This window comes from Streptomyces sp. R818 (assembly GCF_056172735.1).
The window spans coordinates 112,583-128,543 of record NZ_JAOCNE010000001.1; the positions used below are offsets into that span (position 1 = coordinate 112,583).

13 protein-coding genes are annotated in these 15,961 nt (G+C 69.0%); 4 read left to right on the forward strand and 9 right to left on the reverse strand.

Annotated features, from left to right (window positions below):
- Positions 1 to 128 precede the first annotated feature (128 nt).
- Both N5I75_RS00455 and N5I75_RS00460 read left to right on the forward strand, forming a co-directional pair.
- Positions 129 to 1,256, forward strand: coding sequence for an LOG family protein (locus N5I75_RS00455; RefSeq protein WP_476673822.1), 1,128 nt, complete (start codon positions 129 to 131; stop codon positions 1,254 to 1,256).
- A gap of 195 nt (positions 1,257 to 1,451) precedes the next feature.
- Positions 1,452 to 2,150: an LAETG motif-containing sortase-dependent surface protein gene (locus N5I75_RS00460; protein ID WP_476673084.1), complete on the forward strand. Its 699-nt coding sequence runs from the start codon at positions 1,452 to 1,454 to the stop codon at positions 2,148 to 2,150.
- Between the two features lie 64 nt (positions 2,151 to 2,214).
- On the opposite strand, the gene N5I75_RS00465 is transcribed toward N5I75_RS00460, so the two are convergent.
- The 5 genes from N5I75_RS00465 to rlmN all read right to left on the reverse strand — a co-directional run bounded on the left by N5I75_RS00465 (position 2,215) and on the right by rlmN (position 8,242).
- Positions 2,215 to 3,027, reverse strand: coding sequence for a maleylpyruvate isomerase N-terminal domain-containing protein (locus tag N5I75_RS00465; protein WP_476673086.1), 813 nt, complete (start codon positions 3,025 to 3,027; stop codon positions 2,215 to 2,217).
- 9 nt (positions 3,028 to 3,036) lie between these two features.
- On the reverse strand, positions 3,037 to 4,086 hold the full coding sequence (locus N5I75_RS00470) for an ABC transporter ATP-binding protein (RefSeq protein WP_476673088.1): 1,050 nt from the start codon (positions 4,084 to 4,086) through the stop codon (positions 3,037 to 3,039).
- Position 4,087: 1 nt separating this feature from the next.
- On the reverse strand, positions 4,088 to 5,791 hold the full coding sequence (locus N5I75_RS00475; RefSeq protein WP_476673090.1) for an ABC transporter permease: 1,704 nt from the start codon (positions 5,789 to 5,791) through the stop codon (positions 4,088 to 4,090).
- Entirely contained in the window at positions 5,767 to 6,804 is a 1,038-nt protein-coding gene (locus N5I75_RS00480; protein WP_476673824.1) for a thiamine ABC transporter substrate-binding protein, read from the reverse strand. Before N5I75_RS00480 ends, N5I75_RS00475 begins: the two co-directional genes overlap by 25 nt.
- A 331-nt stretch (positions 6,805 to 7,135) precedes the next feature.
- A complete protein-coding gene (gene rlmN / locus N5I75_RS00485) occupies positions 7,136 to 8,242 on the reverse strand; it encodes a dual-specificity RNA methyltransferase RlmN (RefSeq protein ID WP_476673092.1) in 1,107 nt (368 codons plus the stop codon).
- A 390-nt stretch (positions 8,243 to 8,632) separates the two neighbouring features.
- Here rlmN and N5I75_RS00490 point away from each other — a divergent pair, with 390 nt between their 5' ends.
- Entirely contained in the window at positions 8,633 to 9,799 is a 1,167-nt protein-coding gene (locus tag N5I75_RS00490; RefSeq protein WP_476673094.1) for a hypothetical protein, read from the forward strand.
- 860 nt (positions 9,800 to 10,659) lie between these two features.
- Positions 10,660 to 11,403: a helix-turn-helix domain-containing protein gene (locus tag N5I75_RS00495; RefSeq protein ID WP_476673096.1), complete on the forward strand. Its 744-nt coding sequence runs from the start codon at positions 10,660 to 10,662 to the stop codon at positions 11,401 to 11,403.
- A 279-nt stretch (positions 11,404 to 11,682) separates the two neighbouring features.
- On the opposite strand, the gene N5I75_RS00500 is transcribed toward N5I75_RS00495, so the two are convergent.
- From N5I75_RS00500 to tsf, 4 genes are all read right to left on the reverse strand, one after another.
- A complete protein-coding gene (locus N5I75_RS00500; RefSeq protein ID WP_476673826.1) occupies positions 11,683 to 12,717 on the reverse strand; it encodes a phosphatidate cytidylyltransferase in 1,035 nt (344 codons plus the stop codon).
- Positions 12,718 to 13,343: 626 nt separating this feature from the next.
- Positions 13,344 to 13,901: a ribosome recycling factor gene (frr, locus tag N5I75_RS00505; protein WP_324767379.1), complete on the reverse strand. Its 558-nt coding sequence runs from the start codon at positions 13,899 to 13,901 to the stop codon at positions 13,344 to 13,346.
- Positions 13,902 to 14,150: 249 nt separating this feature from the next.
- Complete coding sequence (gene pyrH / locus N5I75_RS00510) at positions 14,151 to 14,930, reverse strand: UMP kinase (protein WP_476673098.1); 780 nt, start codon at positions 14,928 to 14,930, stop codon at positions 14,151 to 14,153.
- Positions 14,931 to 15,115: 185 nt separating this feature from the next.
- On the reverse strand, positions 15,116 to 15,952 hold the full coding sequence (tsf, locus tag N5I75_RS00515; RefSeq protein ID WP_476673100.1) for a translation elongation factor Ts: 837 nt from the start codon (positions 15,950 to 15,952) through the stop codon (positions 15,116 to 15,118).
- Positions 15,953 to 15,961 lie beyond the last annotated feature (9 nt).

Consider the following 15,961-nt stretch of genomic DNA (forward strand, 5'->3'; position numbering starts at 1 on the left):
ATGGGCGGGTGCAGCCGACCTCAGCAACACCACCGTCCGTACCGGCCCCGCGCGGCGCGGCCGTCCCCCCGGACCGATCCGATCTGTCGGACCTGGCAGACCGGTCCGACCTGCCGGACCTGCCGGACCTGCCGGATCTGCCGGATCTGCCGGACCGGTCCGACCGCGAGATCGAGACGCTCGCCGAGTTCGACGAGGTGCTCACCGCCCGCGGCACGCTCGCCGGACACCGGGTGCAGGCCGTCGACCTGACGGGGCGCACGGACCGGCTGCTCGCCGCCGACGTCGCGGACGCCGTCTTCCTCGGCTGCCCCATGGACCCGGCGGCGGACGCCCGGCTCAGGGCCGAGGGGGCGCTCGTCTTCCCGCCGGTCCCGGGGCTGCCGTTCGACCCGTACCGCGGCCATCTCTACACGCCGGACGAGCTCTTCGACGGGCTGTCCACGGAAGGCGGGTACGAGGCGACACCGGACGCCCGCGCGTACGCCTGGTTCCAGCGCACCAAGGCCGACGGCGACGTGTTCGCGTCCATGCTGCGCGCCGTCCACGACGACTCCGTCTCCGACGCCCTCGACGAACTGCTCGCCGGGGCGCGGGTGGTGGGCGTGATGGGCGGCCACGCGATGGCGCGCGGCACCGAGGAGTACGCGGGCGCGGCCCGGCTCGGCCGCGCCCTCGCGCGCGCCGGGCTCACGGTGGCGACGGGCGGCGGCCCGGGCGCGATGGAGGCGGCCAACCTGGGCGCTTACGCCGCCCCGTTGGCCGACGGCGCCCTCGACGAGGCGCTGCGGATCCTCGCCAAGCACCCGTCGTTCACGCCGTCGGTCACGGACTGGGCCGGGGCCGCGTTCGAGGTGCGCTCCCGCTGGCCGCAGGGCGGCCCGTCGGTGGGCATTCCGACCTGGTTCTACGGGCACGAGCCGCCCAACGCGTTCGCCGCGCACCTCGCCAAGTACTTCGCCAACGCCACCCGCGAGGACGGCCTCCTCGCCCGTTCGAACGCGGGCGTCATCTTCCTGCCCGGCGCGGCCGGCACGGTGCAGGAGATCTTCGACAACGCCACGCCGAACTACTACGAGTCGCGCGGCGAGCCGACGCCGATGGTCCTGGTCGACCGCGAGCACTGGACCGAAACCCTGCCCGCCTGGCCGCTGTTGCGGGCGCTCGCGCGCGGCCGGTCGATGGAGTCGCGCATCGCGCTCGTCGACTCGGTGGAGGAGGCGGGCGAGGCGCTGGAGCGGATCCGGGGCATATGAAGATCAACTAGGGCTGGTCTGAGCCACGTTAGGTCACGTACAGGTCAAGAGTCGCGGGTTAAACCTCTTTCCCCATTGACGCTGCGTCATGCCCACTTGTAAACGTGAGGGGACCGTGAGGGTGCTGAGGCGGGAGCTACGCGCTCCCCTCGCGGCACCTCATATTTTTCTGCACTGATCCCGTGAAGGACAACCGTGTCCGTAACCCCCCGTATATCCGCACGCGCCGCCCGTTTCGCCGGTGTGGCGGCTGCCGCGACCGCGCTGACGCTGGGCGTCGCCGGTACCGCTTCGGCGTGCAACATCAACGAGTTCACCGCCAAGGCCTCCTGCGTCGGTGACAAGGGTGTCATCACCGTCACGGACGTCGACGCCTCCGGCACGCCGGCGACCGTCACGCTCGAGGACGCGTCGGGCAAGGAACTCGGCCACCAGGTCGTGGTGGGCTCCCGTGAGGGCAAGACCATCACGTTCGAGGAGAACTGGGCCCCGAACACCACCTACCGCGTCCACGTGAAGACCGACCGGTACAACGTCGACGACTACATCAAGGGCGACGTGAAGACGCCGGCGACGGCCTGCGCCACCGAGAAGCCGACCCCGACCCCGCCGGTCACCGAGAAGCCGACCCCTCCGGCCACCGAGAAGCCGACCCCGGCCCCGGAGACCTCGACCCCGGCCGAGACCGAGAAGCCGACCCCGTCGGCCCCCGAGTCCGAGACCCCGGCGGCCCCGGCCCCGGACAACTCGGCCTCCCCGGCCGGTGGTTCGGACCTCGCCGAGACCGGTGCCAGCAGCAACACCGGCCTGTTCGCCGGCATCGCGGCGGCGCTCGTCGTCGCCGGTGGCGGTGTGGTCTTCGCCCTGCGCAAGCGCGGCGCGGCCCAGAACTAGCAGTAAGGAAGGGGCCGTACGGGGCGTGTGCCCCGTACGGCCCCTTCCGCATGTGTACGCGGGCTCAGCCGAACGTGGCCCGCTCCAGCCAGAAGTCGAGCAGCGCGCGGTCACCGAGCACCTCGACCCGCCCGGAGTCCAGGGGCCGGCGCCGGTAGAACGCGAGCAGCACCTCGGTCAGCGGGCCGCGCAGCGCCACGTCGGCCTTGGCGTGGTCGCGCCGCCAGACGATCCCCTCGTCGCCCAGCTCGATCAGCCACTCGGCGGCGGCGTCCGGCGCCGTGTCGGTGGCGTGCAGATGCAGGGTGCGGCCGCCCGCCTTCAGCTCCTGCGCCCCGTCCCGGGCGTCGATGTCCTGCACGTAGCGCACGATCCGCAGCCACTCGTCGACGGCGTCGGCGGCGATCTCGGGCACCACGTCGTACTCGGCCTCGGCCGCGAGCGCCGCGTCCGCCCGGTGGATCACCGTCTCGTGCGTCATCCGGCGGGCCCAGAACCCGGAGTCCTGCTGCCAGGCCCAGCTCCAGCACGCGGTGTCGGGCCCGGCCGCGCGCAGGGTGTCGGCGAGGCGCCGGGCCCCGTCGGCGAGCCAGGCGCCGAGCGTGGCGGGGTCGTCGTCCGCCGGGGCGAGGTCCGGCAGGCCGTCCTCGTCCAGCTCCTCGGTGGCGCGGGTGCGCACCATCGCCTCGGCCCAGCGGTGGGCGCGGCCCACGTGCTCGACGAGTTCGCGCAGGGTCCAGTCGGGGCAGGTCGGCACGGTCGCCGCGAGGTCGGCCCCGTCCAGATGCGCCCTCAACAGGTCGCTCTGCGCGATGATTTCGGTACAGAAGCGGTCGTGGGAGAGCCGGCTGGCAGGAGCCTGCGGGGGTGTCGTCATGCGCCGACCCTACGTAGCCGGTCCCCCGCCCAGCACCACAATTTCGGCGGCGTCGAAGGCCACGCCGACCTCGGCACCCTGCTCGGGCGCCTCGCGCAGCGCGCAGGCCGCTTCGAGGCGGGGCGCGTCCTCGGGCTGAAGCCGCAGGGCCACGTGCGTCCCGCGGAAGGTGCGGGCGGCGACCGTGCAGGTCAGCTGGGCATCGGCGGCGTCGACGAGCCGTACGCCCGCGGGCCGTACGAGGATCTTGCCGGGGCCTTGCGGCGCCCCGGCCGGGACCGGCACCTTGCCCCACGGGGTGTCCGCGGCGTCGCCCGAGACCGAGACGGTCGCCTCGACGACGTTGTCGAAGCCGAGGAAACGGGCCACGAACTCGTCGGCCGGATGCCTCCACACGTCGAGCGGTGTGCCGGACTGGGCGATGCGCCCGTCCCGCATGACGACCACCCGGTCCGCGAGCGCGAACGCCTCGCCCTGGTCGTGCGTGACGGCGAGGACGGTGGTGCCCAACTCGCCGAACAGTTCGCGCAGTTCGACGACCAGGCGCTCGCGCAGCGACCGGTCGAGCTGGCCGAGCGGCTCGTCGAGCATGAGGAGGCGGGGCCGCGGCGCGAGCGCGCGGGCGAGCGCGACCCGCTGCTGTTCACCGCCGGAGAGCGCGGAGACGGCCCGCCCGGCGGCGCCCGGCAGCCCGACGAGGTCGAGCAACTCCGCTACACGGGCGCGCTGTTCGTCCTTCCTGGCCCCGTGCATCCGCAGCCCGAACGCCACATTGCCGCCCACGTCCCGCTGCGGGAACAGCTGGTGGTCCTGGAACATCAGGCCCACGCCCCGCTTGTGCGCGGGCACGCCCCCCTGGTCGCGCCCGGCGAGGAGGACCCGCCCGGAGTCCAGGTGCTGCAGCCCGGCGACGACCCGGAGCAGCGTGGACTTCCCGCTGCCGCTCGGCCCGAGGACGCAGACGATCTCGTGCTCGGCGACCTCCAGGTCCACGCGGTCGAGCGCGGCGCGTCCCCCGAACCGTACGGTCGCGTCGTCCAGCGCGAGCATGGCCGCCATGTCAGAACTCCCCGGTCGTGGCCCGCGCGGGCCGCATGCGTTCGAGCAGCAGCAGGGAGACGGCGCAGACGATCATCAGGACCGTCGAGAGGGCCATCGCCTGCCCGTAGTTGAGGTCACCGGCGCGGCCGAGCAGCCGCGCCACGGCGACCGGCAGCGTCGGGTTGTCGGGCCGCGCGATGAACACCGTCGCCCCGAACTCGCCGAGGGACACGGCGAACGCGAACCCCGCCGCGACGAGCAGCGCCCGCCGCACCATCGGCAGGTCCACCTCCCGCCAGGCCCGCAGCGGGGAGGCGCCGAGCACGGCCGCGGCCTCCCGCAGCCGCCCGTCGACGGCCCTCAGCACCGGCAGCATCGTCCGTACGACGAAGGGCACGCCGACGAGCGCCTGGGCGAGCGGCACCAGGATCCAGGAGGCGCGCAGGTCGAGCGGCGGCTTGTCGAGCGTGACGAGGAACCCGAACCCGACCGTCACCGCGGACACGCCGAGCGGCAGCATGAGCAGCGCGTCGAACCCGCGCACGAGACGCCCCGCGCGCCGGGTCAGCGCGGCGGCGGCGAGCCCGCCGATGACGAGCGCGATGCCGGTTGCGGCGAGCGCGTACTCCAGGGAGTTCCAGATCGCGTTGATCGGCGGTACGAGGAAGGTCCCGCCGTCGGAGTCGGTGAGCGCCCGGTAGTAGGCGAAGCCGTACCCGCCCGGCGCGTCGAGCGAGCGCTGGACGAGCACGCCGAGCGGCAGCAGGATGAGCACGGCGACGGTCGCGAGGACCCCGGCGAGCAGCGCCCACTGTCCCGCGCCGCGCGGCTTGCGCGCCGTGTGCGCCGCGTCGACGAGCCGGAGCGCGCTCTCGCGCCGGCGCACACTCCAGGCGTGCACGCCGAGGATGAGCCCGACCGCGACGAACTGCACGATCGTGAGGACGGCGGCGGTCGACAGGTCGAAGATCTGCGCGGTCTGCCGGTAAATCTCCACTTCGAGGGTCGAGTAGCCGGGCCCGCCGAGGATCTGCACGACCCCGAACGACGTGAACGTGAACAGGAAGACCATCAGGCCCGCCGCCGCCACGGCCGGTCCGAGCGCGGGCAGCGTCACCCGCCGCCACGCCGCGAACCGCGAGGCGCCGAGCATCCGCGCGGCCTCCTCCTGCCGCGGATCGAGCTGGCCCCAGAGCCCGCCGACGGTCCGCACGACCACCGCGTAATTGAAGAAGACATGCGCGACGAGGATCGCCCACACGGTGGTGTCGAGCCGCACGCCCCACAGCTCGTCGAGGAGCCCGCCCCGCCCGACGAGCGCCAGGAACGCCGTGCCCACGACGACGGTGGGCAGCACGAACGGCACCGTCACGACGGCCCGCAGCAGTTGCTTGCCGGGGAAGTCGAGCCGCGCGAACACATACGCGCCGGGCAGCGCGATCAACAGCGTCAGAGCGGTCGACGCCAGCGCCTGCCACACCGTGAACCACAGGACGTGCCGGATGTCCGACTCCCCCAGCACGTCGCCGATCCGGCCGAACTGCCAGACGCCGCCGACGAGCAGCCCGCGCCGGACGATGGCGACGACCGGATACGCGAAGAAGACGGCGAAGAAGACGACGGGCACGACCATGAGGCCGAGCCGCACGGCGTTCCCGGAGGAACGCGTACGCGCCGTCCGGACCTTCCTCGTGGCGGCTACTTCCTTACGAGCGAGGTCCACGACTTGACCCAGTTGTCACGGTTGGCGGCGATCCTGCGGGGGCTCATGTACTCGGGGTCGTCGACCCGGACGGCGTACTTGGTGTACTCGGCGGGCGGCGTGGCGTCCTCGGTCACCGGGTCGACGAACATGTTGAGCGGCATGTCCTGCTGGAACTCCTTCGAGATGAGGAAGTCCAGCAGTGCCTGACCGCCCTTCTCGTTCTTCGCCCCGTCGAGGAGTCCGGCGAACTCGATCTGCTGGAAGCACGTCTTGCCGGCGACGCCGACCGGCGAGGTCTTCGGCTGCGGGTCCGCGTAGATGGCCTCGGCGGGCGGCGAGGACGCGTACGAGACGACGAGCGGCCGGTCGCCGCCGGCCTTCTTGCCGCCCGCGCTGCCGCTGAACTCCTCGTTGTACGCCTGGTCCCAGCCGTCGACGACCTTCACCCCGTTGGCCACGAGCTTCTTCCAGTAGCCCTGCCAGCCGTCGTCGCCGTACTCCGCGGCGGTCCCGAGCAGGAAGCCGAGACCGGGCGAGGAGGTGGCCGCGTTCTCGGTGACGAGCAGGTCCTTGTACGCGGGCTCGGCGAGATCGGCGAAGGAGGACGGCGGCGCCAGCTTGTGCTGCTCGAAGTACTTCTTGTCGTAGTTGACGCAGATGTCGCCGGTGTCGACGGGCGTGACCTGGTGCTTGCCGACGAGGACGTCGAGCCGGTACTCGCTCTCCACCCGCTCGATCCCCTTGGCCTTGTACGGCGTGAAGATCTTGTTGTCGATCGCGCGGGAGAGCAGGGTGTTGTCGACGCCGAAGAAGACGTCGCCCTGCGGATTGCCCTTGGACAGGATCGCCTTGTTGACGGCCTGCCCGGCGTCCCCGTCCTTCAGGACCCGCACCGTGTACCCGGACTTCTTCTCGAAGTCCTTCAGTACGTTCTTGGAGACGGCCCACGAGTCATGGCTGACGAGGGTGACGGTCCTGGAATCACCGGACCCGCCGTCACCGGACGACCCGCAGGCGGCGAGCGCGACCATACCGAGGCCGACGGCCAGAGCCACGCCCGCCTTCTTGTTGCTGATGACGTTATTGACGACGTTATTGACGACGTTATTGACGACGTTGTTGATGACGCTCATCGATTTCCTCCTGGAATGACCAGGAGAAGACGCGGCCCTGCCCGGAGCCTTCGCAGGTCTCCGGGCAGGGCGCAACAGCATGAGTGATGACCGAACTTCCTACCCGGAATGACCCGGGCGAGGTTCAGAGGGTCTGCGGCCTGCGGTGTGGAACCGGTGCCGCACTCTCAGCGCTGTGGCGCTCCCCTGTCGGAATATGCAGATGTAGTGAGTGGTGCCGGGCTTCAGGCTACCGCTCGGTCGCGGCGAGCTGACCGCAGGCCCCGTCGATCTCCTGGCCACGGGTGTCCCGGATGGTGACGGGCACGCCGTGCGCCGCGATCGCGTCGACGAACGCCTTCTCGTCCTCGGGCCGCGACGCGGTCCACTTCGACCCGGGCGTCGGGTTGAGCGGAATGAGATTGACGTGCACGGGCTTGCCCCGCAGCAGCCGGCCGAGCCGGTCACCACGCCACGCCTGGTCGTTGATGTCGCGGATGAGGGCGTACTCGATCGACAGCCGGCGCCCGGACTTCGCGGCGTACTCCCACCCGGCGTCGAGGACCTCGCGCACCTTCCACCGGGTGTTGACCGGTACGAGGGTGTCGCGCAGCTCGTCGTCGGGCGCGTGCAGCGAGATGGCGAGGCGGCACTTGAACCCCTCGTCGGAGAACCGGTGGATCGCCGGGACGAGCCCGACCGTCGACACCGTGATGCCGCGCTGGGAGAGCCCCAGACCGTCCGGCTCGGGGTCGGTCAGGGCGCGGATGGCGCCGACGACCCGCTTGTAGTTGGCGAGCGGCTCGCCCATCCCCATGAAGACGATGTTGCTGAGCCGGGCCGGCCCACCGGGGATCTCCCCGTCGCGCAGCGCCCGCATCCCGTCCACGATCTGGTGCACGATCTCACCGGTCGACAGGTTCCGGTCGAGCCCGGCCTGCCCGGTGGCGCAGAACGGGCAGTTCATCCCGCAGCCGGCCTGCGACGAGATGCACATGGTGACCCGGTCCGGGTAACGCATGAGCACGGACTCGACGAGCGTCCCGTCGAACAGCCGCCACAGCGTCTTGCGGGTGGTGTCCTGGTCGGTCGAGAGGTGCCGCACGACGGTCATCAGCTCGGGCAGCAGCGCCTCCCGCAGCTTCTCGCGCGAACCGGCGGGGATGTCGGTCCACTCCGCGGGGTCGTGCGCGTACCGCGCGAAGTAGTGCTGCGACAGCTGCTTGGCGCGGAACGGCTTCTCACCGACCGCGGCGACAGCCTCCTTCCGCTCGGCGGGCGAAAGGTCGGCAAGGTGCCGCGGCGGCTTCTTGGCTCCGCGGGGGGCGACGAAAGTGAGTTCTCCGGGCTTAGGCATGGCTCTACCAGTGTCGCAGATCATCTACGGCAGCCCAGGCCAGAGCGGGGTGGGGGTGGTCACCTGCGGATGCTGCCTGTCAACGTTGGTCGGCTTCGGACGGCCCGGAGACGGCCCGAACAGAGCAAGCGCGCTCATCTATCCCTATCAGCCGCATCACGGCCATTCATAGAAGTCGGCGCACTAGGGGCCGTCAGCAGAGCAACCAGTTCTCGTAATTCGAAAAAATGGATGCGTTCGAAGGCATCGGCATGTCAATATCGCAGGGAACCGACGCGTGTCAGTGGGAGCCCCTAGATGCAAGATGAAAATCGATCACTCGTACGCTTCTTTATCACCCTTCCGGACAAGTTGCCTGTCCCCGATAGATACGTCTACAGGGAAGGGCCCGTGATTCCCGGACCGTATGACCCCAATACGATGGGCCACCTCTTTGTACACCTGCGATTCTTGCAGTCGTCTGACATATCGAGGCGTCACGGTTCTGTTTCATCTGCCGCGAAGTCATTCAACCGGCTGGGACAATCAGAAGAAGTCGATACGGAAGACGCCTTTCCAGTCCTTCGTGACGAGTACACCACAGTTGTTGCAACCACTTTGGGGGACATAGACAGAAGGGGGCGCGGCGACTGGCCCTCACCTCAGGATATCCCTATTGAATACGATGCACTAAATAGGTGCATTTACGCCCTGCGGGAAATGATCCGGGCCTATAGAGTCGCATTCGAAGCTCCATGCACCCTCCCCTCCTATGAGCTGCTCGATATCTCGATCCCGTACCAGAGTGCCGATTCCGCTATCATTACGCACGAGAGAGAAGGATTATCGCTTGATAATTCCCCGTGGGGGCCAATTGGCGTCCTCGTCCTAGATCATGTCAACATTCCGGGTGCTACGCCAGGACCCGAGGTAACTAGGGACAATTTCGACCGCCTTGAGTACTTCGAAGCCCTGCAACACGTAGGAAACCCACTTTTCGTCCTGCGGGAGCGATTCATCGAAGCTTGGAGAGCCCTGAAAATCGAAGGCCAATATGGCGCTTCCGTGACGTTGGGCAACACCGCTAGTGAGGTGCTACTCGACTCACTGTTGGCTACTCTGCTGTGGGAGTCGGGCAAGGACGCAACTGAAGTAGCGGACACTTTCGCTGAAGGGAGGCTAGCGAAGCGCGTTAAGTCGCAGTTTGCGGATCTGCTCGGAGGAAATTGGAGTCTTGATGGCTCCACTCCGGTCGCCGAATGGTTCCACAAGTGCTACCGGATGCGACACAGGGTGGTGCATGGTGGATATACCCCAAGCCGCCTGGAAGCACAAACCGCCTTGGACTCAGTTCATTCACTATCTATGTACTGTTGGGATCGTCTAGCGATCAAGCGGAAGAAATTTCCCAGGACCGCTATGTTGCTGCTGGCCGAGGAAGGGCTTCAGCGACGGGGCAAATGGTGCAGCTTCATGAAGCACTTTCTAGCAGAGACAGCACCGCGGGAAGATTCGTGGTTGCGGCAGTCGCAGAAATGGCGTGAGGATGTGCAGGCGCAGCTCATGTCAAGCCTGTGACTTCACCATGCAAGCTGAGCCGAGGTCGGCGGAGCGGCTTTGGGCTGGAGCTGCTTTGGGGCGAGTGATCTTGGCCCCGTAAGCTTCCGGCGAGTCGGGCAGTCTGTGGAGCTGCCCGTTGAAGCACGACGTTGGGGCCAAGATCTTCGAGGCTCGCCCCAAAGTGGCTGCCTAAAGCCGTGGAGCCGACCGCCCCAGCCACAGCGGGTTTCTCACCTTCGCCCGCTTAGCACGCGAGCGGGCCGCCCGGCCCGGCCAGCCGTGGCGAAGCCAAGAGGCGGGCCGGGGCTGCGAGGCGGCCCGCGCCCGCGCCGTGCGCGGGCCTTGATGAAGTAGGGAAAGTTTCACCGCATACCCTCATGCTCTCGGGTTCAGCGCGGTGCAGAGCGCTGTGAGCTGGCTGTTTGACGCCGTCACGAACTGGCATATGCGTCTCGACTCAGGCGCCTTGTCTCACATGAGACAGACCGGCACGCTTGACGTATGCCCAATCGGCGAAACCGTCAGCAGCACAAGGGAGTCCAGAGACAGCCTCGGACGGGAGCTAAGCCCTCGCCAGCTGGCCCTCCGAGCACCCCCGAGGATGCGCGTGCCAAGGCGGTGAGGGAGTTGCTGGCGCCCGGAGAGCAGCGCCTTCGTCTGGTGGCCGAGATGGAGCGCGTGGACGCCGTCCTGCGCCCTCTGGTGGCTCAGGCAGTGGACGCCGGAGTGCCTTACCGGCGGATCGCCGAGCTCACCAGCATCTCACGGGCAACAGTCGCCAGATGGAGCGCCACCGGCCCAGCCAGCACCTAGCAAGTCACTAAAGGCCGCGCCCGGTTGGACGGACGCGGCCTGAACGATTCGAGGGAGTCAAAGCCATGTCGAATCGATCCGCCTCAATCCTGGCAGAAGACCGCGACCCCGCGAACGAGCGTCTTCGGGCGTCCATGGTCGCGGCCAACATGACCACAGAAGGACTGGCTGAGCGCTTGGGAATCGACCCGAAGAGCGTCGAGCGGTGGATCACCACCGACCGCATCCCGCACGCACGTAACGCGCATGCGGTAGCCAAAGAGCTCCGAGTCGACCCTTACTACTTGTGGCCCATGCTCGACGAGCGGCATCGTTCCAGTGTGAGCCCCCGCGACGAACTGATGGCCTGCTATCCGAGTCGCGGCGCCGTGCCCTACGGCCTGTGGCGCGGAACCCTCGACCAAGCCACCAGCGTCATCGACTTGGCCGTCTCCAACCTGATCTTCCTTACCGACGCCGTCTTCGACCTGCACACCCTGATCGTCGCCAAGCTCGACGTCGGCGTCAGGGTACGCATCGCCACACCAGACGCCAGTGGCGACCAACGCATCGGCCTGATGGACGTCTTCCCCTCATTGGCAGAGGTGCCCGGACTCAGGCTGGTGACCCATCGCGCGCTCCGAGCTGATCTGTACCGCGCCGACGACGAACTGTTGGTCACCACCCCTGTCGACGGCCTCGCGCCCTCGCTGTCCCCTGTCCTCCACCTACGCCGCGTCGGCCCGGCCCCACTGACCATGGGCTACCTCACCGCCCTGGACCACATCTTCGAAACGGCCACACCGCTCACGGCGACGAGCACTGGCTGATGCCGACCTGTTGTTCACCGTTCCGACGGAGGTCACGCCCACGACGGCCCGAAGACGGCCTCGTAAACCAAAACAGGCCCCTGATCCACGCTATACGCGCAGGTCGGGGGCCCTTCTGCTGCCCGGCTACCGCCAGTTCTCCGGGCTTAGGCATGGCTCATCCAGTGTCGCACGCGTCGCGGAGCACCCTCGAATTCCGCCGGGACGGTACGACGAAGGGCCCCCGCCATGCGGCCGGGGCCCTTCGAAAACCGGCGGAGAGCCGGGGAAACAGCCAGGTCAGGAGCCGACGAACAGCACCAGGAGCAGCCAGACCACCGGTGCCGTCGGCAGCAGGGAGTCGAGGCGGTCCATGATGCCGCCGTGGCCGGGGAGCAGCGTGCCCATGTCCTTGATGCCGAGGTCGCGCTTGATCATGGACTCGCCGAGGTCGCCGAGGGTCGCGCTGGCGGCGACGCAGACGCCGAGGACGAGCCCCTGCCACCAGGCGCCGCCGTCGATCAGGAACTCCATGCAGAGCACGCCGGCCACCATGGCGAACGTCACCGCGCCGACCAGGCCCTCGCGGGTCTTGCCGGGGCTGATGCGCGGCGCCAGCTTGTTCTTGCCGAACCGCCAGCCGATCGCGTATGCGCCGGTGTCGCTGACGACCGTGAGGATCAGGAACGTCAGGACGCGCCACGCCCCGTCGTCCGCGGTGAGCATCATCGCCACGAAGGTCGCGAGGAAGGGGACGTAGAACGCGGCGAAGACGCCCGCCGTCACGTCCTTCAGATAGCCCTCGGGCGGCTCCGTCATCCGCCACACCAGAACGGCGAGCGCGGTCAGCGCCATCGCCACCCAGGCACCCTCGGCGCCGCGGACGTATCCGGCGACGACCATCGCCGCGCCGCCGATGGCGAGCGGCACCAGCGGCGCCTTGATGCTCTTGCGCTCCTGGAGCCGCGAGGTCAGTTCCCAGAGTCCGACGACGACGGCGACCGCTATCACGCCGACGAAGACGGCCTTGACGATGAAGAGCGACGCGATGATCACGACGCCGAGTCCGACACCGACCCCTATGGCCGCGCCGAGGTCCCGGCCCGCGCTCTTCTTCGCCTTCGGCGGCTCCGCACGCCGCGACGACGACTGCGGTTGCTGCTGAGGCTGCTGATGCGCGGGGGCCGGCTGCGGCGCTGCCGGAGACAGCGGCTCCTGCGACGACGGCGCGGCCGGGTCGTCGCGGAACAAGGGACCGCTCAGCCGGGCGGCCCCCCGGTCGGCGTCCTGCTCCCCGTCCCCGCCACCGGCGGGCACGTCGGGCATATCGGGCACGATGGGCATGGGCCGAGTCTCCTCAACCGCGTGCCCTTCGTACGCGGGACCCGCCGGGGGACGCCCCTGGTCGTACGGGTGCCCCTGGTCGTACGAGCGGCCTTGCCCATACGCGGCACCCTGGCCCTGCGAGGGCCCTTGCCCATACGCGGCACCCTGGCCCTGCGAGGGCCCTTGCCCGTACGCGGCACCCTGGCCCTGCGAGGGCCCGTGACCGTACGCGGCCCCCTGGCCGTGCGAAGGCGCTTGGCCGTGCGAGGGCACTTGGCCGTACCCGGCCCCCTGACCGTGCGAGGGCCCTTGGCCGTACGCGGCCCCCTGACCGTGCGAAGGCGCCTGACCGTGCGAAGGCACTTGGCCGTACGAAGGCTCGTACGGCGACGGCGCCTGCCCGTAGGCGGTTCCTTGGCCGTGCGCCGGCCCCTGGCCGTGTGCGGGCCCCTGCCCGTCTGCGGGCCCCTGGCCATGTGCCGTCGGCGCCTGGCCATGGGCAGGGCTTTGTCCGGCACCGGGCCGCTGGCCATGGGCGGGCCCCTGGCCGGACGGCCCCGCGTACCCGGGCCCGGACGGCGCCCCCCAGGAAGAGTCGTTCACGGATTCCTCGAACCTCGATGTTCCGCGCTCGCTCAGACTTCGAGCAGCTCGGCTTCCTTGTGCTTGAGCAGCTCGTCCACCTGGGCCACGTACTTGGCGGTGGTGTCGTCGAGTTCCTTCTCGCCGCGGCGGCCCTCGTCCTCGCCGATGTCGCCGTCCTTGATCGCCTTGTCGATGGCTTCCTTGGCCTTGCGACGGACCGAGCGGATGGAGACCTTGCTGTCCTCCGCCTTGCCCTTGGCGACCTTGATGTAGTCGCGGCGGCGCTCCTCTGTGAGCTCGGGGAACGTCACACGAATGATATTGCCGTCGTTGCTCGGGTTGACGCCGAGGTCGGAGTCGCGGATCGCCTGCTCGATGTTGCGCAGCGCGCTCTTGTCGAACGGGGTCACCACGGCCATCCGCGGCTCGGGCACCGAGAACGAGGCCAGCTGGTTGATCGGCGTCAGCGCGCCGTAGTAGTCGGCCACGATCTTGTTGAACATCGCCGGGTGCGCACGACCGGTGCGGATCGCGGCGAAGTCCTCCTTGGCGACCACGACGGCCTTCTCCATCTTTTCCTCGGCCTCGAGGAGGGTCTCTTCGATCACCACTTGCTCCTGCGTGTCTTGAGTGAGGCCCGGCGTGCACGGGGCGGCCGGCTGCGTCGCGTGTCTTTGGCGCGCGGTTTCCCGCGCGTCCTTCTGTCCTTCAGTCCTCGTCAGTCCTCGTGTCCTTGCACGGTGTCCGACCGGCAGGACATTGTCCATCCCCCTTGGCTCCCGCGAGCCCTCCCACGACAGCCCTCCACGGGGCCTACGGGGACGCTCGCACGGGGTGCGGGGGCGCGGACGTGAGGGTCAGGCGCGGGTGCCCTGGTCGCCCACGAGCGTCCCGATCTTCTCACCCTTGACGGCCCGGGCGATATTGCCCGACGTCAGCAGTTCGAAGACGAGGATGGGCAGCGCGTTGTCGCGGCACAGGGTGATCGCGGTCATGTCGGCGACCTTGAGGTCCCGGGTGATGACCTCGCCGTAGCTGAGGGCGTCGAACTTGACGGCCTCGGGGTTGGTCTTCGGGTCCGAGTCGTAGACGCCGTCCACGCCGTTCTTGCCCATGAGCAGCGCCTCGGCGTCGATCTCCAGGGCGCGCTGCGCGGCGGTGGTGTCGGTGGAGAAGTACGGCATGCCCATACCGGCGCCGAAGATGACGACGCGGCCCTTCTCCAGGTGGCGCACGGCGCGCAGCGGGATGTAGGGCTCGGCGACCTGGCCCATCGTGATGGCGGTCTGCACCCGGCTGTCGATGCCCTCCTTCTCCAGGAAGTCTTGGAGGGCCAGGCAGTTCATGACGGTGCCGAGCATGCCCATGTAGTCGGAGCGTGCCCGGTCCATGCCGCGCTGCTGCAGCTCGGCGCCGCGGAAGAAGTTGCCGCCGCCGATGACGACGGCGATCTGCGCCCCGCCGCGGACCACGGCCGCGATCTCGCGGGCGATGGCGTGCACCACGTCGGGGTCGACGCCCAGACCCCCGCCACCGGCGAACGCCTCGCCGGAAAGCTTCAGCAGAAAGCGGCCCGCGCCTTTGCCGTCGTCGCTCTTGTCACCGTTGTCGGCGTTGTCGGCCTGAGTGGTGGTCATGGGATTCTCGCCTCTTTACTTGGCACACATACAAAGAAGGCCACTGCCGATGGGGTGTTCGCATCCCATGCGCGGCAATGGCCTCCTCGTCACATCTGCGGTCACCCGGCGCGTGCCCGGGCGACTGCTGTCGACCCTAGCGGCTATGCGTGGCTACCGGGGTCTCGCGGCTGTCGCGTACGGACTCAGATGCCGACCTTGATGCGCGAGAAGCGCTTCAGGGTGACACCGGCCTCCTGGAGGACCTTCTCGACGGACTTCTTGTTGTCGAGGGCGTACGGCTGACCGAGCAGCGTCGCCTCCTTGAAGAAGCCGTTGACGCGCCCCTCGACGATCTTGGGGAGCGCGGCCTCGGGCTTGCCCTCGGCGCGGGTGGTCTCCTCGGCGACGCGACGCTCGGACTCGACGACCTCGGCCGGGACGTCCTCACGGGAGAGGTACTTCGGCGCGAAGGCGGCGATGTGCTGCGCGACACCCTTGGCGATCTCGGCGTTCTCCTTGTCGAGCTCGACGAGGACACCGATCTGCGGGGGCAGGTCCGGCATGGTGCGGTGCATGTACGCGGTCACGTAGCCACCGGTGAACTGCGCGAAGCGGTCCAGGACGATCTTCTCGCCCAGGGTGGCGTTGGCCTCGTCGACGTACGCCTGGACGGTCTTGCCGGCCTCGATCTCGGACGCGAGCAGCGCCTCGATGTCGGCGGGGTTCGTCTTGGCGATGTGCGCGGCCAGCTCGTTCGCGACCGACTGGAACTTCTCGCCCTTGGCGACGAAGTCCGTCTCGCACTTCAGCTCGACGATGACACCGGAGGTGTTGTCGTCGGCGATGAGGGAGACGACCGCGCCGTTCTCGGCCGAACGGCCCTCGCGCTTGGCGACGCCCTTCTGGCCCTTGATGCGCAGGGCCTCGACGGCCTTGTCGACGTTGCCCTCGGCCTCGTCGAGCGCCTTCTTGCAGTCCATCATGCCGGCGCCGGTGAGCTCGCGGAGCTTCTTGACGTCAGCGGCGGTGTAGTTCGCCATGATCCTGGT